The sequence below is a fragment of the Stappia taiwanensis genome, assembly GCF_014635285.1.
Classification (GTDB): Bacteria; Pseudomonadota; Alphaproteobacteria; order Rhizobiales; family Stappiaceae; genus Stappia; species Stappia taiwanensis.
On the sequence record NZ_BMCR01000001.1, the window covers coordinates 260,802 to 281,353 of the forward strand.

A 20,552-nucleotide genomic window follows, 5' to 3' on the forward strand; every position below is an offset into this window, starting at 1 on the left:
CGGGACGCTCGGGAAGGGACTGGAATGGACGTGCGCCGGCAGATCCTTGGAAGTGGCTGCAAACTGCTTCACTGGAGTGGCATCGGGCGTCTCTTGTCGCCGCTGACAGCCGGAAAGGGCCTCATCTTCACCCTGCACAGTGTGCGGACAGGGAAAGCACATGGCGACTTTCTCCCCAACAGGCACCTTTCCGTCACCTCGGACTTTCTGGAGCAGACCATCGAACAGGTGCGCGGCGCCGGCTTCGATTTCGTCTCGCTGGACGAGGCGGTCGACCGGATGGGGGAAAGCGGCGGGCGCCCCTTTGCCGCCCTGACCTTCGACGATGGCTATCGCAACAATCTCGACATCGCCTATCCGGTGCTGAAGCGACACCAGGTGCCCTTCACCATCTTCGTCACCAGCGGTTTCGTGGATCGGACCTCGGAAATCTGGTGGGAGGCGCTGGAGCGGATTGTCGCCTCGGCCGAGGCGATCGAAATGCCCATCGGCGAGCGGATGCAGCGGTTGCCGACAGATACGCCCGCGCGCAAGATGCAGGTCTTCGACAGATTGCTGAAGTGGTATTCGCTGGATCTTGGCGAGCGGTCGCAGCGGATGGAGATCCGGCGGCTCGCCAAGCGCCATGGGCTGGACCTTGCCGCGCTGGCCGAGGAGCTCATCCTCGGCTGGGATGACATCCGCGGGCTCTGCGCCGATCCGCTGTTCAGCCTCGGTGCGCATACCCACAATCATTTCGCGCTGGCCCGTCTGACCCGCGACGACATGCGCAGCGAAATCCGGCAGGGCCTTGAGCGGTTTCAGGCCGAACTGGGGATCCGCCCCACCATGTTCGCCTATCCCTATGGTTTCGAGGCTGCGGTGAACCACCAGTCGACGGAAGCGGTGCGCGAATTCGGCTTCCGCGCGGCGGTGACCACCCATCCGGGGGTCTTGAGCGGTGATGAGCCGCTGCTGGAGTTGCCGCGCGTGTCGCTGAATGGCTACTTTCAGGACCGGGCGATCATTGCCCAGTATCTCACTGGCGCGCCGTTCCCAGTGCTCAATGCCATGAAGCGGATCCGCAGCCGGCTTAGTCTTCAGCCTGCTTGCGGCTGATTGTCGCGGGGCGCTCCATCCACCAGATCAGGGCGCCGGCGGGAACGGTCCAGGCAATGCCCGCAATGGCGAAGTAGAGCAGCTTTACGGCCATATGGGCATTTTGCAGCGTCATGTCGCCAATCACCATGGCGATGAAGGCGTAGACGATGACGAAGGTCACCAGAATCACCATTCCAATGAATTTGCGCAGGCGAGAGGGCATGGGCGTTGTCGTCCGTATCAGCGGGAGAGGGTGCGCGGCATACCGCGCTTGTCCGCTGGATGTGTCACATTCTCCGGGCGCGTCAAGCCTTGTCATTCGCCGCCACGGTCTGTAACCGGCTTAGAGGGGAGGCCCCGCGCCAGCGTCAGGCACGGGCCACGGCGGAGGAAACATGACGGATTTGGCAGTGTCTTTCGAGCGCACGGCAGAGCAGCGGGCACGCGACCGGCGGGCCATTCGGGTCTGGCTCTATGGCGTCTGTCTGTTGATTTTCGCCATGATCGTCGTCGGTGGTGCCACCCGGCTGACCGAATCCGGCCTGTCGATCACCGAATGGAAGCCGATCCACGGGGTGATTCCGCCGCTGTCTGTTGCCGAGTGGGAGGAGGAGCTGGAGAAATACCGCCAGATTCCCGAGTACCAGCTCATCAACAAGGGAATGTCGCTGGCGGAGTTCAAGTTCATCTACTGGTGGGAATGGAGCCACCGCTTGCTCGGCCGGGTGATCGGTGTGGCCTTCTTCCTGCCGCTGGTCTGGTTCTGGGCACGGGGACGGGTGGAGCCCTGGCTACGCCCCTGGCTGATCGGCGGCTTCGTGCTTGGTGGAATGCAGGGGGTGATCGGCTGGTGGATGGTGGCCTCGGGCCTCGTCGACCGGGTCGATGTCAGCCAGTACCGGCTCGCAACCCATCTGACGCTGGCCTGCCTGATCCTTGCCTATCTGCTTGCGTTGGCCCGCCATCTGGCACTGGCGCCACTGGACGGCCCGGCGCGACAGGGCGGAGGCCGCTACAGCGGCGCGGCGGCAGTGCTTCTGGCGCTGCTTGGCGTGCAGATCTTCCTCGGCGGGCTGGTCGCGGGTCTCAATGCCGGCCTGACCTTCAACACCTGGCCGCTGATGGATGGTGCCTGGATCCCGGACGGCTTGTGGTTGATGCAGCCGGCCTGGCTCAATCATTTCGAAAACGTGCTGACGGTGCAGTTTCAGCACCGGGTCACCGCCTATCTTCTGGTGTTGGCTGCCGTCTGGGTGGCCGTATCCGTATGGCGCAATGGGAACGCCCGGGCCTTGCGTCCGGTGGCGCTGGCGGTTGTCGGCGTGCTGCTTGTGCAGATGACCCTCGGCATCCTGACCCTGCTTGGCCATGTGCCCTTCACGCTGGCCCTCTTCCATCAGGGCTTCATCGTCATCGTGCTGGCGGCAATGGTCGAGTTCTGGATCCGCGCCAGATTGCACACGGGCAATGCGGCGCGCGTTTCGACCTTCAGGAGATGAAACAAAAAACGGGCCGGGGAAATGGTCCCCGGCCCGTTTGTCGTTGCGCAGTTCTGTGAAGGCGCTCAGCCCTTGATACTGGCCAGCGCTTGATCCAGATCGGCGATGATGTCTTCCGCGTCTTCCAGGCCGACGGAAATCCGCACCACATCGGGGCCGGCGCCCGCCGCCGTCTTCTGCTCGTCGGTAAGCTGGCGATGGGTGGTGGAGGCCGGGTGGATGATCAGCGACCGGGTATCGCCGATATTGGCGAGATGGGAAATGATCTCGCAGTTGGAGACCACGGCAACGCCGGCGTCATAGCCGCCCTTGACGCCGAAGGTGAACACCGCACCGGCCCCCTTGGGCATGTATTTCTGGTGCTTGGCGTAGTTCGGGTCGCCCGGAAGCCCGGCGTAGGACACCCAGCTTACCTTGTCGTGCCCATCGAGATATTCGGCGACCTTCAGCGCGTTGTCGCAATGACGCTGCATCCGGAGCGGCAGCGTCTCGATGCCGGTCTGCAGCATGAAGGCATTCATCGGCGAGATCGCCGGCCCGAGATCGCGCAAACCCAGCACCCGGCAAGCGATGGCGAAGGCGAAATTGCCGAAGGTTTCGTGCAGCACCATGCCGTTGTATTCCGGCCGGGGCTTGGACAGCATCGGGTAGTTCTCGCTGGACGACCAGTCATAGGAGCCGCCATCGACGATGACGCCGCCCATGGAGTTGCCGTGCCCGCCCATGAACTTGGTCAGCGAATGCAGGACGATATCGGCGCCATGCTCGATCGGCCGGCAGAGGTAGGGGGAGGCCATGGTGTTGTCGACCACCAGCGGCACGTTGCGCGCCTTGGCGATTTCGGCAATCGCGGCCATGTCGGTCACCACGCCGCCCGGGTTGGCCAGGCTCTCGATGAACACGGCCCGGGTGCGGTCGTCGATCAGATCGGCGAAGCTCTGCGGGTCTTCCGCGTCCGCCCATTTGACGTTCCAGCCGAAGCTCTTGAACGAATGGTTGAGCTGATTGATCGAGCCGCCATACAGCTTGTTCGCCGCGACAATGTTGTCGCCCGGGGTCATCATGGCGTGGAAGGTCAGCAACTGCGCGGAATGGCCAGATGCAACGGCAAGCGCGGCGGTGCCGCCCTCGAGCGCGGCGACCCGCTCTTCCAGCACCGCCGTGGTCGGGTTGGTGATCCGGGTATAGATGTTGCCGAACGCCTGCAGGCCGAACAACGAGGCGGCGTGGTCGACGTCATCGAACACGAAGGAGGTCGTCTGGTAGATCGGCGTGGTGCGTGCGCCGGTGGACGGGTCCGGTTGGGCGCCCGCGTGAATGGCGAGCGTCGAGAAGCCGGGAATGCGGTCAGTCATGGAATCCTCCACCGTGGATGAATGCGCGGCATACTGGCTGAAGGCCTGAGGCACGTCAAAGCAAAGCGATTGCCTGAAAAGCCGGTCTGTTGGAAACGCTTTCCAGGCCTGTGTCAGTCCTGCGGCGACTTGCTCGTCGCCAGTCCGCGATGCTGAAAGCCGCTCTTCAACACCGGACGCTTGGCCGACAGGTTGCGTGAATTGACGCCGGTCCAGCCGATCTCGCCGGAAAGCCGCCCGTATTCGATCTTCGGGCAGCGGTCCATCACCACCTTGAGACCCTTGTCCTCGGCCAGCCGGGCCGCAGCGTCGTTGCGCACGGAAAGCTGCATCCAGATGACCTTGGGCAGCGTCGGGAGCCGGAGCGCTTCTTCAACGACGGCGCCGGCGGCCTCCGAATTGCGGAAGATGTCGACCATGTCGATGGCGACGGGCACGTCCGCCAGCGAGGCATGGACGGTCTGGCCGAGGATCTCTTTGCCGGCCTGTCCGGGATTGATCGGGATGACCTCATAGCCCTTGGACAGCAGGTATTTCAGAACGAAGTAGGACGGCCGCACCGTATTGGCGCTGGCGCCGACCAGGGCAATGGTCTTCACGCCGTCGAGGATGTCGCGGATATAGGTGTCCGGGTAGCTGTCGTGGTTCACGGCAAGGGGCTCCGGTAAGGGCAGGGCGTTGGCTGCGGAGAAGGGCTATTCCCCGGTCCATTCGGGCGAGCGCTTTTCAAGGAAGGCGCCGATGCCTTCCTCCGCATCGCGGGCCATCATGTTGTCGACCATCACCTGGGCGCAGTAGTCATAGGCCTCGGCGAGCGGCATCTCGATCTGCCGATAGAACGCTTCCTTGCCGGTCTTCAGCGTCAGCGGCGACTTGGCGGCGATGGTTTCGGCGTATTTCGCCACCACCTGACCCAGATAGGCCTCCGGAACGACACGGTTGACGAGGCCGAATTCGCGGGCGGTCGAGGCGTCGATGATCTCGCCGGTGAGCAGCATTTCCATCGCCTGCTTGCGCGAGACATTGCGCGACAGCGCCACCATCGGCGTGGAGCAGAACAGGCCGATATTGACCCCGGGGGTGCAGAACCGCGCCGTGTCGCTGGCAATCGCCAGATCGCAGGAGGCAACGAGTTGCAGCCCGGCGGCGGTCGCCATACCGCCCACCTCGGCGATCACCGGCTTGGGCAGGGTAACGATGGTCTGCATCAGCCGGGAGCAGCGCCCCATCACATCCGTGTAATAGGCCCGGCCGCCATCGGCCTGGGCGCGTGCCGCGGTCATCTCCTTCAGGTCGTGACCGGCGCAGAACACAGCACCCGAAGCCCTGAGCACAACCACCCGGACCTCGGGATCGCTCGCCGCGCCCTCGAGCGCTGCCTGAAGCGCGGCCATCATCTCCTCCGACAGCGCGTTACGGCTTGCCTCCCGTTGCAGGGTGAGGGTCAGAATGCCGCCCTGGCGGTCCTGGGCGATCGGTGGGGTGGCATCTTGCGCTTGCAGCATGGCGCGCGGTCTCCTTGACATGTCTGCCCGTTATAACGGAGCCACTGGCGCCGACAAAGCGCCGTGTGGGCCTTGTGATGCAAGGTCGCATTCCGTAAACGGAAAGGGGAGACGCGCGAGGGGGAGGGAATATCTTGCAGCCAATCATGAGTATTGCGGAACTGGACGCGTTCATCGACCGGGAGTTTCCGCAGGTGCATGTGGATGGGCGGATCTATGCCATCGAAGATTTGTCGTCGGGACAGGCGGTGGTGTCAATCACCCCGCAGGAGCGGCATCTGCGCCCCGGGGGGACGGTGTCCGGCCCGACCCAGATGACGCTTGCCGATCTCGCCGCTTATATCGTGATTCTCGCCCATATCGGGCCGGTGGGGCTTGCCGTCACCACCCATCAGTCGATCAATTTCCTGCGCAAGCCCGAGCCCGGCGAGTTGATCGCCACCTGCTCACTCCTGAAACTCGGCAAGCGGCTGGCCGTCACCGAATGCGGTATCCGCAGTCGTGGCAGCGAGGAGCTGGTTTCGCACGCAACCGCGACCTATTCGATCCCGCCACGCGAAAGCTGAGCCGGTGCAGGGCGATTTCGGCGAGGAATTATGTGGTAATATCATACCGTTTTTGTAGGCGATTGTTTTAATTGATAAATCTCAGGGGTGGTGCGAATAATGTTGATTGACAGCCTGTTCCGCCACGCGTAAATACCCTTCGACAGCACGCGGTCCCGCTTCGGGGCCGTTTTGCATGGCATTCGGACCGGCTTGGCTGACATCTGCCAATGTCCGGTTCGCGACAAAAACGGATCGCACCCATGAAGACCTATTCTGCCAAGACGGCCGAGGTCGAGAAAAAGTGGATCTTGATCGACGCTGAGGGCGTTGTCGTCGGCCGCCTGGCCGCCTTCATCGCCAACACTTTGCGCGGCAAGACCAAGCCGACCTTCACCCCGCACATTGACTGCGGCGACAATGTCATCGTCATCAACGCCGACAAGGCGGTTCTGACGGGCAACAAGCTGCAGGACAAGAAGTACTACTGGCACACCGGTTATCCCGGCGGCATCAAGGAACGCACCGCGCGCGCCATCATCGAGGGCAAGTTCCCCGAGCGCGTCCTGGAGCAGGCCGTGAAGCGCATGATGCCGGGTGGCCCGCTGAGCCGCCAGCAGCTGAAGAATCTCCGGATTTACGCCGGGTCCACCCATCCGCATGAAGCCCAGGCACCGGTCACGGTTGACTTCAAGGCCTTCAACGCGAAGAACGACGGAAAGAGGGCTTGATCATGGCTGAGCTGCAGTCCCTCGAAGAACTCGGCGGCGCCATCGACGCCGGCCAGTCCGAAGCTCCTGTGCATGTCCAGAAGCTTGATGCCCATGGCCGCGCCTACGCGACCGGCAAGCGGAAGGACGCGATCGCACGTGTCTGGATCAAGCCGGGCACCGGCAAGATCACCGTCAACAAGAAGGACTTCGTGGAGTATTTCGCGCGTCCGGTGTTGCAGATGATCCTGCGTCAGCCGATCGTTCTGACCGATCGCGACGGCCAGTATGACGTGATCGCCACCGTCACCGGCGGCGGCCTGTCCGGCCAGGCCGGTGCGCTGCGTCACGGCATCTCCAAGGCTCTGACCCATTACGAGCCGGAGCTGCGCGGCGTGCTCAAGAAGGAAGGCTTCCTGACCCGCGACAGCCGTGTTGTCGAGCGTAAGAAGTACGGCAAGCGCAAGGCGCGCCGGAGCTTCCAGTTCTCCAAGCGCTGATCTGCGGATCGGTTCTTGCAAGACTTTCGACGGCCCGCCTTTCGGCGGGCCGTTTTGCGTTTGCGGGGCAGGTGGTGCAGCGCCGTGCCGCGTCCCGGCGATAAACGCGCGGCCTATCCCTTGCGCGAGGCCAGAAGGATGCTGGTTTCCGAAGAGGCGATGCCATCGAGGCCGCGGATCGTCGACAGTAGCCGGTCGAAGGCCTCCAGCGTGTCCGCCTCGATCTCCGCGACCACATCCCAGCGTCCGTTGGTGGTGTGCAACGCGCGCACGTCCGGAAAGCCGTAGAGCCGGCGTACGATCGCATCCGCCCGGTGTCCCTCGACCTCGATCATCATCACCGCGCGGATCGGCCGGCCCGTCGCATCGCTGCGCAGGCGAAGGGTGAAGCCCTGAATGGTGCCATCGGCCACCAGCCGGTCCATCCGCGCCCGAACGGTCGCCCGCGACGTGCCAAGCTCGGCGGCGAGCGAGGCGACCGGCAGGCGGGAATCGTGGCGCAGCAGGGCGATCAGTTTCCGGTCGAGATCATCCATATGTATCATATTGCTCCATTGAGCCTGCCACTATGGCAGGATTCCTGAACAAATCGCCGAAAAACCATCTATTTGCCACCGCGCAATCGGCGCATTCTGTGTGAAACGGCCGGGAGGGAGTGTGTCTCTCATCGCCGGTACCGGGATGCAGGGAGGCGGCTGATGAGCGGGAACAGGGCACGGCGGATCGGTTTGCTTGGCGTGCCGGTGGAGGCGGGAACGGGCCGTCGCGGAGCGTGTATGGGGCCGGAGGCCTTGCGCGTCGCCGAACTGGAAGCCCGGCTTGCTGCCCTTGGCTGGGACGTCACCGACCATGGCAATGTGGTGCAATTGGATGCGCGGGCGCTGGGGGCGCTGACCTTTGCCGGCGCCGCCCACAGCCCGGAGCGGGTGGCGAGTTGGGTGCGCCCGCTTGCCCGCCAATCCTACGATCTGTGCAAGGCCGGAACGCTGCCGGTGTTTCTCGGCGGCGATCACTCCCTGGCGATGGGCTCCGTCATGGGTGTTGCCCGCCACTGGGAGGAAGAGGGCCGGCCACTCTTCGTCCTCTGGCTCGATGCTCACGCGGATTTCAACATTCCCTCGATTTCGCCCTCGGGCAACATGCATGGCATGTCGCTGGCCTTGCTGGCCGGCGAGGCGGAGTTGCGTCCGGTCTTCGGCGATGAGCCGACCACCGCCATCCCGCCGGAGCGCATGTGTGTGTTCGGCGCCCGCTCGATCGATCCGGGCGAGCGCGATCTGCTGCGCCGGCGCGGCGTGTCGATTGTCGACATGCGGCAGATCGACGAACACGGTGTTTCGGTGCTGCTGCACCGGTTCCTGAACCGTGTCGCTGCCGAGAACGGCGTGCTGCACGTATCGCTCGACGTGGACTTCCTTGACCCGACGGTCGCGCCAGGCGTGGGCACCACCGTGCCGGGCGGCGCCACCTATCGCGAGGCCCATCTGGTGATGGAGCTTCTGGAGGATGCGGGCTGTGTCGGCTCGCTCGATGTGGTGGAGCTGAACCCGTTTCTCGATGACCGCGGCCGCAGCGCCCTGGTGCTTGCCGAGCTGGTCGCCAGCCTGTTCGGGCAGGAAATCATGGATCGCCCCACCCAACCGTTCGGGTAAGTGAAGGAACGCGCCCGACCACCCCTTCACTGATTGTTGCATCACTTGATCCGAGGAGGCCCGCATGAGCCGGTTGCCGGAAGACTACATCGCCGCCGAACACCGTTTGGGTGCGCACAACTACAAACCGCTGGATGTCGTCCTGACGAAGGGTGAGGGCGTCTGGCTCTGGGATGTGGAGGGGCGCCGCTATCTCGATTGCCTCTCCGCCTATTCGGCGGTCAACCAGGGGCACTGCCATCCGCGCATCCGCGATGCGATGATCGAACAGGCCGGCAAGCTGACGCTGACCTCCCGGGCCTTTCACAACGACCAGCTTGCGCTTCTCTACGAAGACCTCTCGGCCCTGACCGGCGCGCACAAGATCCTGCCGATGAACTCCGGCGCCGAGGCGGTGGAAACGGCCGTGAAGGCGGTGCGCAAATGGGGCTATGAGGTGAAGGGCGTGCCGGCGGGCAAGGCGGAAATCATCGTCTGCGCCAACAATTTCCATGGCCGGACCCTGGGCATCGTCGGCTTCTCGACCGACCCGACGGCGCGTGCCGGGTTCGGGCCGTTCGCGCCCGGTTTCAAGGTGGTGCCGTTTGGCGACTACGCGGCGCTGGAAGCAGCGGTGACCGACAACACGGTCGCCTTCCTTGCCGAGCCGATTCAGGGAGAGGCCGGCATTCTCATTCCGCCCAAAGGGTACTTCCGCAAGGCGCGGGAGCTGTGCACCGCGCGCAACATCACCATGATTCTCGATGAGATCCAGACCGGCCTCGGGCGCACCGGGCGGTTGCTGGCGGAGGAGCATGAAGGGGTCGAGGCGGATGTGACGCTGGTCGGCAAGGCCCTGTCCGGGGGCTTTTATCCGGTCTCGGCGGTGCTCTCCAACTCGGAGGTTCTCGGCGTTTTGAAGCCGGGGGAACATGGCTCGACTTTCGGCGGCAATCCGCTCGCCTGTGCTGTTGCCCGCATGGCGCTGAAGGTGCTGGTTGATGAAGGCATGATCGAGAACGCGGAGACCAAAGGGGCCTATTTCCGTGAAGGATTGGGTGAAATCAGGTCCAATGCGGTGCGCGAGGTGCGCGGGCGCGGCCTGATGATTGCCGTGGAACTGCACCCGGAAGCCGGCGGCGCGCGGGCGTATTGCGAGGCGCTGCGCGATGAGGGGATCCTGGCCAAGGACACCCATGATCACACGATCCGCATAGCGCCGCCGTTGGTGCTAACCCGCGATGATGTCGACTGGGCGCTGGAGCGTTTCGACAAGGTTTTGACGCGCGGCGCCTGAGGCGTCCGACCGGTCAGCCCCCTGTCTGGCGGCGTGTCCGCTTGCCGGTCTGGTGGCTGGCGGCGTTGTCGTTATCCGGCGTGATGCTCCAGGAGCGGTAAACGGGATGCGCGTCGCGCATCTCGTCGTAGAGCCTGACCATCGTCTGCAGGAAGGTCATCTTCCCCGCATAGGTGAGAACCAGGCCGATGACGAGCGGCGCCAGGCTGGTGGTCACCGCGCCCCAGAGCCCGATGACGAAGCCGATGCCGGTAACCAGAGACAGCGCCATGGCGCGGCGGTTGATGGTGTCCGGGATCGGGACCATCAGCCGGTTGAGCCACACCCGTTCGCCGAAGGTCGCGCGCACGTGCCAGCTGTCGAACCGTTTGGGTGGCGGGAAAAGTCTCGGGTTCAGCCACAGCCAGATGCACACCAGCGCGATTGCGGCAAGGGCCGTAGGCCAGCCGTACCAGGCATGCGACCAGACGGCGAGATGCAGCAGGGGCAGGGTGGCGAAGCGGGTCCACACGCTCCAGCCGCTGGCATGGCGGCGCCATACATCCGCATCCATGCCCAGCGCCGGAATCTTTCCTGCGTCCATGGGCCGGTAGACGGAGTATTTTGCGGCCGGCGTGCCGGTCCGCTGCGGGGTGTGCGGCATGATGCGCCTGTATTCGGCTGAGCCTGTCAGCAACTGAAACGGATGCCCGATGGCGTGGCAAGGCCTCGCACGATCGGTGCTCCGGCCCCCCGCAAGGAGCCTGCGAGAACCCTTTCAGTCATACCGCATGTCCCCACCCCATGCCAAGGCTGAGGCAGGGCCGGCGCAATCCGGGGGCGCTATGCGCGGACGGTCAGGAGCGCGCCTTGACGTAGCTTCCGGGGGCGTCCTCCAGGATCTTCATGCGCCGCGCGCCGGGTTTGCGCGCCTTGACAATGGTATCGTCCTGCGCGCGGATCCAGGCATCCCAATGCGGCCACCAGGAGCCGGGATGCTCGCTCGCCTTGGCGATCCAGTCCTCCAGCGTGCCGGCGGGAGGCCCATCGACCCAGTACTGGTACTTCTTCTTGGCGGGCGGATTGACCACGCCGGCGATGTGCCCCGAGCCGGAGAGCACATAGTCCACCTTGCCGCCAAAGAAGCTGGAGCCGAGAAACACCGATTCCGGTGGTGCGATGTGATCCTCGCGGGTGGCGAGGTTGTAGACCGGGATCGTCACCTTGCCCAGATCCAGCCGTTCGCCGGCGATTTCCATCTCGCCCTTGGAGAGACGGTTTTCCAGGTAGCAGTTGCGCAGGTAGAAGGAGTGATTGGCCGCCGGCATCCGGGTGGAATCCGAATTCCAGAACAACAGGTCGAAGGGGAAGGGCTCGCGCCCCTTCAGGTAGTTGTTGACCATGTAGGGCCAGATCAGATCGTTCGACCGCAGCAGGTTGAAGGCGGAGGCCATCTTGGAGCCATCCAGGTAGCCCTTTTCCTCCATGCGCTTTTCCAGCGCTTCGATCTGCTCTTCGTCGACGAACACCTTCAGATCGCCTGCGTGGGTGAAATCGACCTGTGTGGTGAAGAAGGTGGCGCTCTGGATCCGCTCGTCGCCGGTTGCCGCCATATAGGCCAGCGTCACGGCCAGCAGGGTGCCGCCGACGCAATAGCCGATGGCATTGACCTCTTCCTCGCCGGTGGCGCGCTTGATGACGTCGAGGGTCTCCAGAATTCCCTCGCGCATGTAGTGCTCGAAGCTCTTCTTCGCCTGGCGTTCATCGGGATTGACCCAGGAGACGACGAACACCGTATGTCCCTGTTCCACCGCCCATTTGATGAACGACTTTTCCGGATTGAGATCGAGAATGTAGAACTTGTTGATCCAGGGCGGCACGATCATCAGCGGCCGCTTGAGAACGGTATCTGTGGTCGGGGTGTACTGGATGACCTGGCACACGTCATTCTGGGCGATCACCTTGCCGGGGGTCAGCGCCAGGTTCTCGCCGACCTTGAACTTGGTCGGGTCCGACTGGCGAAGGCGCAGCTCGCCCTTGCCGGCTTCGATGTCCTCCGCCAGCAGCTTCATGCCGCGCACCAGGTTCTCGCCGTTCGATTCCAGCGTTTCGCGCAGCAACTCCGGATTGGTCAGGACGAAGTTCGACGGCGACAGCGCGTTGGCGATCTGCTTGACGTAGAAATCCGCCTTGTGGCGGGTGTGTTCGTCGAGATCCGCAGCCTCAACCACGAGCTGCTCGGCCCATTGCGAGGTGATCAGGTAGAGCTGCTTGACGAAATCGAAGAACTGATTCTCGCTCCATTCCGGGTCGCCGAACCGCTTGTCGCGCGGATCCGGCTGGACGGCCGGCGTGGAGGGCTCGCCCATCATGCGCTTGAGCGAGGAGTTCCACAGGCCGATATACTGGGTCCACAGGCGGCTCTGGGCTTCGATCGCGCGCTGCGGATCGGACATCCAGTACTCGCCGACCTGGCTGAGGGTCTTGACGATTCCCGTCAGTTCATCGGCCAGTTCGGGCTTGATCTCCCCCTTTTCGCGCGGTTCTACATAGGCGGCCATGGCCTTGCCGGCGTTTTCGATGATCTTGGCGAGGTTCTGCGCAAAGGCTTCCGGATTGTTCACGATGTACTGCAGAAGTGGGTTGTGTTGATCGTTCTGCATCCGCGCTGTGCCCTCCACTGGCATTCCGGAAATTGATGTCTGCCGCCGCTGGTGCCGGTCCTTGGTGCCGATCCGCGCATGGCGAGAGTGGACCGGCGAAGCTCAACTGGCATAATAGCGCTTTATCAGGGCGGCATGACAAGATGGACAAAGCGCTTAGTGTGTCGTAACCGGGGGAATGTTGAATCCGATGACCTCCGCACGCAGGGATCGGCCACGGGAGAAGGCCGGGCACAGTTCGACGTTGGTTGCGCCACTTATGGCTGCACTGGCGCTCGTTGTTGGCGCCTGCGCCTACGCACCTTCCGGCACATTGGTTGACGCCTTCGAGCCGGCGCCGGGGACCGTTGGTGCGGCACCGGCTACGGAGATGCGCCCGACCGCAACCGCAGGTGCTCAAACCACCACGGCGGAGCGCCTTGCCGAAACCGCGACGGCGGCACCAGCACCGGTGACGGACGGCGACGCCTCCCGGCCGGAGACGCCGGCAACTGCGTTTTTCACGCCCTACAACTTCGATTCGCAGCTGCTGTCCCTTGAGGAGCAGGAAGCGACGCGCCGCCGGCTCCTGGACATTGCGGCCGGCCGGGCAGGGGCATCGCCGCCCGCACCGGCTCAATCCGGGGCCGAAGCCCTGCGCCGTCTCGGCGCCGAGCATGGTCAGCGCGCCATTCGCGACATCGAAGCGGATGCGGAGAATTAAGAACGACGGCATCGGCCGGGCGGTTTGACCGCAGGTGCCCGTTCTTTCTGCCCGCTTCGGCGGGGAAGGCCACAAAGATCAGCGTCATGAACGTGATTTTGCCGATGCATGGCGCCGCGTTCGCTGGTAAACAACCGCGCTGCTATACCGCCTGACATCCCGTCTCCCGACCGTTCCGCGTCCGCGCGAAGGCAAGGGGAGGGTAGGCGGAGCGGGCCGGAAGCGTTTTCGCAGGTGCCGCCTCCGGATGATTGATGAGTTTCCTGCGCCGTGCAAGAGGTGTGTCATGGAAGAGTTCTACCAGACGCGGCGTTTGCCGCCCTATGTCTTCGAACAGGTGAACCGGCTCAAGGCAAAGGCACGCGCGGCAGGGGCGGACATCATCGATCTGGGTATGGGCAATCCGGATGTGCCCACGCCCCAGCACATTGTCGACAAGCTGGTCGAGACGGTCCAGAACCCGCGGACCCATCGCTATTCCTCTTCCAAGGGCATTCCGGGGCTGCGCCGCGCGCAGGCGGCCTATTACGAGCGCCGCTTTGGCGTCAAGCTCGATCCGGAAACCCAGGTGGTCGCCACGCTCGGCTCCAAGGAAGGCTTCGCCAACATGGCTCAGGCGATTTCCGCGCCGGGCGATGTGGTGCTCGTGCCGAACCCGAGCTATCCGATTCACGCCTTCGGCTTCCTGATGGCCGGCGCGGCCCTGCGCTCCATTCCCGCCGAGCCCGGTCCGGAGGTGTTTCACGCTCTGGAGCGGGCGATTGTCCATTCGGTGCCCAAGCCGATCGCGTTGATCCTGTGCTATCCGGCGAACCCGACGGCCTATGTGGCCGATATCGAGTTCTACAAGGACATCGTCGCCTTCGCGAAGAAGCATGACATCTTCGTTCTGTCCGATCTGGCTTATTCGGAGATCTACTTCGGCGATACGCCGCCGCCCTCGCTGTTGCAGGTGCCCGGCGCGATGGATATCGCCGTGGAGTTCACCTCCCTGTCCAAGACCTTCTCCATGCCCGGCTGGCGCATGGGCTTTGCGGTCGGCAACGAGCGGCTGATCGCCGCGTTGGCGCGGGTGAAGTCCTATCTGGACTATGGCGCCTTCACGCCGATCCAGGTGGCGGCCACCGCCGCGCTCAACGGTCCGGACGATTGCATTGCCGAGACCCGGGCGATCTATCGCAAGCGGCGCGATACGCTGGTCGATTCCTTCAGCCGGGCGGGCTGGGACGTGCCGGCTCCGGAAGCAAGCATGTTCGCCTGGGCGCCGATTCCGGAGAAGTTCCGCGAACTGGGCTCGGTGGAGTTTTCCAAGCTTTTGATCGAGAAGGCCGAGGTGGCGGTCGCCCCGGGGCTGGGCTTCGGTGAACACGGCGACGGCTATGTGCGTATCGCGCTGGTGGAAAACGAACAGCGGATCCGCCAGGCGGCGCGCAGTCTCCGTCGCTTCCTTGAAACGGCGGACAAAACATTGCACAACGTGGTCCCCATCGGAGCGTCCCGCTAGGACGGTCGCGCTTACAAACGGATTGCATCTCATATGGCAACTGAATTGCACGTCGGTGTCGCGGGCCTTGGAACGGTCGGCGCGTCCCTCGTCGGACTGCTGGACAAGAAAGCGAACGCGCTTGCGGCCCGCTGCGGCCGTCCCTTGAGGACGGTCGCGGTCTGCGCCCGTGACAGGACGCGCGATCGCGGGCTCGACCTGTCCGGCTGCGAATGGTTCGACGATCCCTGCGCGCTCGCGGTCTCGCCGTCGATTGACGTGTTCGTTGAACTGATCGGCGGCGACGAGGGGGCGGCGCATGACAGCGTGCGCGCTGCCCTGGAGGCCGGCAAGCATGTGGTGACGGCGAACAAGGCCTTGCTCGCCCGCCACGGCGTCGAGCTGGCGGCGATTGCCGAGAAGAACGGCGTCAGCCTCAATTTCGAGGCGGCGGTGGCCGGCGGTATCCCCATCGTCAAGACCATGCGCGAAGCGCTGGCGGGCAATGACGTTGCCCGCGTCTATGGCATCATGAACGGGACCTGCAACTACATCCTCACCCGGATGGAGCAGGAAGGGCTCGGCTTTGCCGAATGCCTCGCCGATGCCCAGCGTCTCGGCTATGCCGAGGCCGATCCGACCTTTGACATCGAAGGGTTCGACACGGCGCACAAGCTGGCGATCCTGACCTCGCTCGCCTTTGGCTGCGAGATCGACATGGATGCGATCTATGTCGAGGGCATCACCTCGATCAGCAAGGCGGATATCGAGGCGGCGAGCGAGCTTGGCTATCGCATCAAGCTCCTGGGCGTGGCGCTGCGCACCGACAGCGGCATCGAACAGCGGGTGCACCCGACCATGGTCCCTCGCGCTTCGGCGATTGCCCGCATCGACGGCGTGTTGAACGCGGTCGCGGTGGATGGCGATACGGTCGGGGAGGTGGTTCTGGTCGGCCCCGGTGCCGGTGGCAATGCCACCGCTTCCGCAGTGATCGCCGATCTTGCCGATGTGGCCCGCGGGCAGATGCGCCCCGCGCTTGGCGCACCGGTCGGCGAATTGACGCCCTATCGCGCGGCGCGGATGCGCCGGCATGAAGGGGGATATTACATCCGCCTTTCCGTCTTCGACCGTCCGGGTGCTTTCGCCGAGATCGCCCGCCTCATGGCCGAGGAGGAGATTTCGCTGGAATCGATCGTGCAGCACGGCCGTGCGTCCGCTGCGGCGGGCGAGGGCTGTTCGCCGCAACCGGTGATCCTGATAACCTACGAAACAACAGAAGCCGCCGTGAAGCGGGCCCTTGCGGCGATTGAGGCGCAAAACCTGGTCGACGGCACCCCACAACTGATCCGGATCGAGAAACTCGCTTGATCCCTGCACACTACCATTGATCTGAGGACCATTCATGTCGAAGACCGAAGCCGCCAAGAGCGATGCGCTCGACCGTATCCTGGCCCTGGAACTGGCCCGTGTCACCGAGCGTGCTGCCGTGGCGGCTGCGCGGTTGCGCGGGCGCGGCGACGAGATGGCCGCCGACCAGGCCGCCGTCGACGCCATGCGCCGCGAGCTGAACTGCCTGCCGATTGCGGGCACCGTGGTGATCGGCGAGGGCGAGCGCGACGAGGCGCCGATGCTCTACATCGGCGAGACGGTCGGCACCGGTGAGGGGCCGGCGGTCGATATCGCGCTCGACCCGCTCGAAGGCACGACCATCTGCGCCAAGAACCTGCCGAACTCGCTGGCGGTGATCGCGATGGCGCCGAAGGGCGGTCTGCTCAACGCTCCGGACAGCTACATGGAGAAGATCGCGGTGGGTCCGGGCTACCCTGCGGGGATCGTCGATCTCGACGCGCCGGTGGAAGAGAACATCGCCGCGCTGGCCAAGGAAAAGGGCGTGCCGGTGGCGGAAATCACCGCCTGCGTGCTCGACCGTCCGCGCCATGCCGGTCTGATCGAGGGCCTGCGCGCGACCGGCGCCTCCATTCGCCTGATCGGCGATGGCGACGTGGCCGGTGTGATCCACACCACCGATCCGGACGAGACCGGCATCGACATTTACATGGGCATTGGCGGCGCGCCGGAAGGCGTGCTGGCGGCGGCCGCTCTGCGCTGCATCGGCGGCCAGATGCAGGGGCGTCTGGTGATCACCCGCGAAGAGCAGGTCGAGCGCGCCTATCGCATGGGCATCGATGACATCAAGCGCAAGTACACCATGGAAGAGATGGCCACTGGCGATGTGCTGTTCGCGGCCACCGGTGTCACCGACGGCAACTTCCTGCAGGGCGTGCGCTTCGGTCGTGGCGACATCACCACCCACACGGTCGTGATGCGCTCCACCACCGGGACCGTTCGCTACATCAAGGCGCGGCACAGCCATCTCGACAAGTTCCATTTGGGCTGACTGAAATCTAAGCGCGGGCCGGCCGGCTGAACGGCCGGCCCCGCACCGGCGCCGACGGGGAGCCTCGAACGGGCATGACAGGCATGGACGAGGGCACGCGGCGCACGGTTCTTGGCGTGGTGCGCTCCGCCGGCGAACGCATCTGGCAGGAACGGCTCGACCGGCGTCAGGCCAGCGTCGCCATGGCCATCACCCAGCGGCTCGGCGTGCCGGAAGTGGTGGGCCGCGTGCTGGCCGGACGCGATGTACCTCTCGACGCGGCCACCGAGTTTCTCGACCCGACAATCAAGAGCCTGATGCCGGATCCCTCCGTGGTTCAGGACATGGAAGCGGGCGCGGCGCGGGCCGCCGACGCAATTCTCGCCGGGGATGAGATCGCCGTCTTCGGTGACTACGATGTGGATGGCGCCACGTCTTCAGCGGTGCTGTCGCGTTACTTCTCCGCGCTTGGCGTTTCCTGCCGCATCCATATTCCCGACCGGATCACCGAAGGCTACGGCCCGAACGGCCCCGCCATCCGCGCCCTGAAGGACGCCGGCGCCGGGCTGCTGATCTGCGTCGACTGTGGCAGCACCTCGTTCGAGGCGTTGGAGGAAGCCGCCGCCGTCGGGCTGGAAACGCTGGTGATCGACCATCATCAGGTCGGCGAAGCATTGCCCCGGGCCTATGCCCTGATCAACCCCAACCGGCAGGACGATCTGTCCGGCCTCGGCCATTTGGCCGCCGTCGGGGTCGCCTTTCTGTTCGTTGTCGCCCTGAACCGCGAGCTGCGCCGCCGGGGCGTGTTCCGCCAGCGGCGGGAGCCGGATCTTCTGGCTCTGCTCGATCTGGTCGCCGTCGGCACCGTCTGCGACGTGGTGCCGCTCAAGGGGCTGAACCGGGCCTTTGTGCGCAAGGGGCTGCTGGCTCTCCATGCGCGCGGCAACATTGGTCTTGCCGCGCTTTGCGACATCGCCCGGGTCAACGGCCCGGCCACGCCCTATCATCTGGGCTTTCTCATCGGTCCGCGTATCAATGCGGGCGGGCGGATTGGCGATGCGGCGCTTGGCGCGCGTCTGCTGACGACCCTTGACGGGGATGAGGCGCGCTCGATTTCCGAGACCCTCGAACGGCTGAACGGCGAACGGCAGGCCATCGAGGCGATCATGCTGGAGGAGGCCGATGCCGCCGCCCTGATCGCGGTGGAGCGGAACGATCCGCCGGTGCTGGTCTCCGGCTCCGATGGCTGGCACCCGGGCGTGGTCGGGCTGGTCGCTTCCCGCCTGAAGGAACGCTACCGCCGCCCGGCCTTCGCCATTGCCTTCGACGAGCGGCGCGGTGTCGGCACCGGCTCCGGACGGTCGATTCCCGGCGTCGATCTTGGCGGGGCGGTGCGCAAGGCGGTTGATCTCGGAATTTTGGAAAAGGGCGGCGGCCATGCCATGGCCGCTGGCCTGACCGTGGCGCGTGACCGGATGACCGAGCTTGAGGAATTTTTCCGGGCCGAGCTTTCCGATGAGGTGGCCGCCGCCCGCGCCGGCAACACCCTGAAGGTCGATGGCGTGCTGACCGCCAGCGCCGCCAGCGTCGATCTTCTGCACCTTCTGGAGGATGCCGGACCATTCGGAGCCGGTCATTCGGAGCCGGTGTTCGCCTTTCCCGCGCACCGGGTGAAATTCGCCGATGTGGTCGGCAAGGGGCATGTGCGCCTGACCCTGGGCGATGGCGCCGGTGGCAGCCTGAAGGCGATTGCCTTCAAGGCGGAGCAGACCCCCTTGGGGGAAATGCTGCTGTCGAAGCGCGGCCAGACCTTGCATCTGGCCGGGTCCTTGTCGCTCGACACTTGGCAGGGCCGCGAACAGGTTCAGGTGCGGGTGATCGATGCCGCCGATCCGCGTACGTGCCGGCCTTGAAGCAGGCCGTGAACTAGGCAAAAATTTCCCTTAATTAACCAAGATGTAATCCCGTTGCTCCTATCTTGGGGGAGGATGATGATGACGGGATTGAACGAATGACACCTCGGGCACAGCTGCGCCGGTTGATGAGCGACGTCGACCAGGCGGCGGACAGGGCGCATGTGGCGCTGCGGCGCGTGCAGGCCGGGCCCGACGTGCGCTGCGTCGATGCCGCCGAGGTGGCCGCGCCCTTGCGCCATGGCCTCATTCTCGCCAGCTTGTTGATGGCCGCGAAGGTGCTCTTCGCGCAAGGGTGAGCCTGCGCGGAAGGCGTGGGAGCCGCTGATTTTGCGGTTGAATTTCCTTGGCACTGGCGGCAGCATCGCCGCCCATGAGCACCAATTCCTATTCTATCGCGCTATGCGCGCTGAACCTTGGTCAGGGCGGGAAAACCGCCGGTGACTTTGTCGCGGCCATTGCCCGCCATATGGGCCGGGCACGGGAGGCGGGCGCCCGTCTGCTCGTGCTGCCGGAATACATCAGCGAGTGTTTCCTCGCCTGGCGCCCGGAAGGGCTGTCCCCCGATGGCGAAATCGCCTGGATGGCGGGGGAGGCGGACCGGATCCTTCCCCAGCTTCGCGAACTTGTCACCCGCACTGGGGTTTCGCTGGTGGCTGGGTCGATGCCTCATGCGGCCGGCGAGGGGCGGTTCACCAACCGGGCAACGGCTTTCCTGCATGACGGCCGGACCATTCATCACGACAAGCTGGCGCTCACCCCGGATGAGCAGGACCGGGACACCTGGGACCTTTACCCAGGCGATGCGGTGACGCTGTTCGAGCTGGACGGCATCCGCATGGCGATGCTGATCTGCCTCGATGTGGAGATGCCGGCTCTGTCCTGCCTGATGGCCGCCGAGGCACCCGAATTGCTGCTGGTGCCGTCGATGACCTCGAGCCTTGCCGGGTATAGCCGGGTGTTCGGCTGCGCCAAGGCACGGGCGGTGGAACTGATGGGCGCGGTGGCGGTCTGCGGCACGGTCGGCAGCACGCCGGGCACCACGCAGAACGAGGAAACCGTCTCCGGCGCTGCGCTCTATCTGCCTTGCGAGCCGGGGCTTGGCTATGACGGCATCGGTGCGGCGCTGCCGCCGGTGGACGGCAAGGGCGGGGAAGAGCCGTTTCTGGTGGTGGATGTGCCGATCGGTGAGATCCGGGCGCTGCGTGCCGGCGGGGCCGAGGTCTGGCCGGGCAACTGGCGCGCCGATGGCGTGGCGCTGCGCAAGGCTTGAAGCGAGACGGGCAGCGGAGCTGCCGGCAATCATAATGTT

The 20,552-nt window shown here is 64.7% G+C and carries 21 protein-coding genes; 14 read left to right on the forward strand and 7 right to left on the reverse strand.

Features of this window, described 5'->3' with window-relative positions:
• The first annotated feature begins 24 nt into the window (after window positions 1-24).
• Window positions 25-1,098 (forward strand): polysaccharide deacetylase family protein, encoded by a 1,074-nt coding sequence (locus tag IEV83_RS01115; RefSeq protein WP_181758420.1) that lies wholly within the window; start codon window positions 25-27, stop codon window positions 1,096-1,098.
• Here the strand turns inward: IEV83_RS01115 and IEV83_RS01120 are convergent.
• Window positions 1,073-1,303, reverse strand: a complete 231-nt coding sequence (locus IEV83_RS01120) for a DUF2842 domain-containing protein (protein ID WP_181758421.1) — start codon at window positions 1,301-1,303, stop codon at window positions 1,073-1,075. The two genes, IEV83_RS01115 and IEV83_RS01120, sit on opposite strands and share 26 nt — an antisense overlap.
• Window positions 1,304-1,475: 172 nt before the next feature.
• Between IEV83_RS01120 and IEV83_RS01125 the strand changes: the two genes are divergently transcribed.
• Window positions 1,476-2,579, forward strand: a complete 1,104-nt coding sequence (locus tag IEV83_RS01125; RefSeq protein ID WP_181758422.1) for a COX15/CtaA family protein — start codon at window positions 1,476-1,478, stop codon at window positions 2,577-2,579.
• 65 nt (window positions 2,580-2,644) lie between these two features.
• Here the strand turns inward: IEV83_RS01125 and IEV83_RS01130 are convergent, their stop codons facing one another.
• The 3 genes from IEV83_RS01130 to IEV83_RS01140 all read right to left on the reverse strand — a co-directional run bounded on the left by IEV83_RS01130 (window position 2,645) and on the right by IEV83_RS01140 (window position 5,439).
• Window positions 2,645-3,934, reverse strand: a complete 1,290-nt coding sequence (locus tag IEV83_RS01130) for an O-acetylhomoserine aminocarboxypropyltransferase (RefSeq protein WP_181758423.1) — start codon at window positions 3,932-3,934, stop codon at window positions 2,645-2,647.
• Between the two features lie 113 nt (window positions 3,935-4,047).
• Complete coding sequence (locus IEV83_RS01135) at window positions 4,048-4,584, reverse strand: CoA-binding protein (RefSeq protein ID WP_181758424.1); 537 nt, start codon at window positions 4,582-4,584, stop codon at window positions 4,048-4,050.
• Window positions 4,585-4,629: 45 nt separating this feature from the next.
• The gene (locus IEV83_RS01140; RefSeq protein WP_181758425.1) at window positions 4,630-5,439 is read right to left on the reverse strand and encodes an enoyl-CoA hydratase; all 810 of its coding nucleotides are present in this window, start codon (window positions 5,437-5,439) and stop codon (window positions 4,630-4,632) included.
• Window positions 5,440-5,585: 146 nt separating this feature from the next.
• Between IEV83_RS01140 and IEV83_RS01145 the strand changes: the two genes are divergently transcribed.
• From IEV83_RS01145 to rpsI, 3 genes are all read left to right on the forward strand, one after another.
• Window positions 5,586-6,005 (forward strand): PaaI family thioesterase, encoded by a 420-nt coding sequence (locus tag IEV83_RS01145; RefSeq protein ID WP_181758426.1) that lies wholly within the window; start codon window positions 5,586-5,588, stop codon window positions 6,003-6,005.
• Between the two features lie 242 nt (window positions 6,006-6,247).
• The gene (gene rplM / locus IEV83_RS01150; protein WP_181758562.1) at window positions 6,248-6,715 is read left to right on the forward strand and encodes a 50S ribosomal protein L13; all 468 of its coding nucleotides are present in this window, start codon (window positions 6,248-6,250) and stop codon (window positions 6,713-6,715) included.
• Between the two features lie 2 nt (window positions 6,716-6,717).
• A complete protein-coding gene (gene rpsI, locus IEV83_RS01155) occupies window positions 6,718-7,194 on the forward strand; it encodes a 30S ribosomal protein S9 (RefSeq protein ID WP_181758427.1) in 477 nt (158 codons plus the stop codon).
• A 113-nt stretch (window positions 7,195-7,307) separates the two neighbouring features.
• Here rpsI and IEV83_RS01160 read toward each other — a convergent pair whose 3' ends face one another.
• A complete protein-coding gene (locus IEV83_RS01160) occupies window positions 7,308-7,730 on the reverse strand; it encodes an Lrp/AsnC family transcriptional regulator (RefSeq protein ID WP_181758428.1) in 423 nt (140 codons plus the stop codon).
• A gap of 162 nt (window positions 7,731-7,892) precedes the next feature.
• Between IEV83_RS01160 and rocF the strand changes: the two genes are divergently transcribed.
• Together rocF and rocD are read left to right on the forward strand one after the other, a co-directional pair.
• Window positions 7,893-8,846, forward strand: a complete 954-nt coding sequence (gene rocF / locus IEV83_RS01165; protein ID WP_181758429.1) for an arginase — start codon at window positions 7,893-7,895, stop codon at window positions 8,844-8,846.
• A gap of 64 nt (window positions 8,847-8,910) precedes the next feature.
• Window positions 8,911-10,122 (forward strand): ornithine--oxo-acid transaminase, encoded by a 1,212-nt coding sequence (gene rocD / locus IEV83_RS01170; protein WP_181758430.1) that lies wholly within the window; start codon window positions 8,911-8,913, stop codon window positions 10,120-10,122.
• A gap of 13 nt (window positions 10,123-10,135) precedes the next feature.
• On the opposite strand, the gene IEV83_RS01175 is transcribed toward rocD, so the two are convergent.
• Both IEV83_RS01175 and IEV83_RS01180 read right to left on the reverse strand, forming a co-directional pair.
• Window positions 10,136-10,765: a DUF6653 family protein gene (locus IEV83_RS01175; RefSeq protein ID WP_209002928.1), complete on the reverse strand. Its 630-nt coding sequence runs from the start codon at window positions 10,763-10,765 to the stop codon at window positions 10,136-10,138.
• Window positions 10,766-10,958: 193 nt separating this feature from the next.
• The gene (locus tag IEV83_RS01180) at window positions 10,959-12,764 is read right to left on the reverse strand and encodes a PHA/PHB synthase family protein (RefSeq protein WP_181758431.1); all 1,806 of its coding nucleotides are present in this window, start codon (window positions 12,762-12,764) and stop codon (window positions 10,959-10,961) included.
• Between the two features lie 259 nt (window positions 12,765-13,023).
• Here IEV83_RS01180 and IEV83_RS01185 point away from each other — a divergent pair, with 259 nt between their 5' ends.
• From IEV83_RS01185 to IEV83_RS01215, 7 genes are all read left to right on the forward strand, one after another.
• On the forward strand, window positions 13,024-13,467 hold the full coding sequence (locus tag IEV83_RS01185; protein ID WP_181758432.1) for a hypothetical protein: 444 nt from the start codon (window positions 13,024-13,026) through the stop codon (window positions 13,465-13,467).
• Window positions 13,468-13,753: 286 nt separating this feature from the next.
• A complete protein-coding gene (locus IEV83_RS01190; RefSeq protein WP_181758433.1) occupies window positions 13,754-14,971 on the forward strand; it encodes an LL-diaminopimelate aminotransferase in 1,218 nt (405 codons plus the stop codon).
• Window positions 14,972-15,004: 33 nt separating this feature from the next.
• Window positions 15,005-16,318 carry a homoserine dehydrogenase gene (locus IEV83_RS01195; RefSeq protein WP_181758434.1) on the forward strand — a complete coding sequence of 438 codons (1,314 nt, stop codon included), beginning with the start codon at window positions 15,005-15,007 and terminating at the stop codon, window positions 16,316-16,318.
• Between the two features lie 34 nt (window positions 16,319-16,352).
• Window positions 16,353-17,348 carry a class II fructose-bisphosphatase gene (gene glpX / locus IEV83_RS01200; RefSeq protein WP_181758435.1) on the forward strand — a complete coding sequence of 332 codons (996 nt, stop codon included), beginning with the start codon at window positions 16,353-16,355 and terminating at the stop codon, window positions 17,346-17,348.
• Window positions 17,349-17,422: 74 nt separating this feature from the next.
• Window positions 17,423-19,240 carry a single-stranded-DNA-specific exonuclease RecJ gene (gene recJ, locus IEV83_RS01205; protein WP_181758436.1) on the forward strand — a complete coding sequence of 606 codons (1,818 nt, stop codon included), beginning with the start codon at window positions 17,423-17,425 and terminating at the stop codon, window positions 19,238-19,240.
• A 98-nt stretch (window positions 19,241-19,338) separates the two neighbouring features.
• Window positions 19,339-19,539, forward strand: a complete 201-nt coding sequence (locus IEV83_RS01210; RefSeq protein WP_181758437.1) for a hypothetical protein — start codon at window positions 19,339-19,341, stop codon at window positions 19,537-19,539.
• Between the two features lie 74 nt (window positions 19,540-19,613).
• Entirely contained in the window at window positions 19,614-20,513 is a 900-nt protein-coding gene (locus IEV83_RS01215) for a nitrilase-related carbon-nitrogen hydrolase (protein WP_181758438.1), read from the forward strand.
• Window positions 20,514-20,552 lie beyond the last annotated feature (39 nt).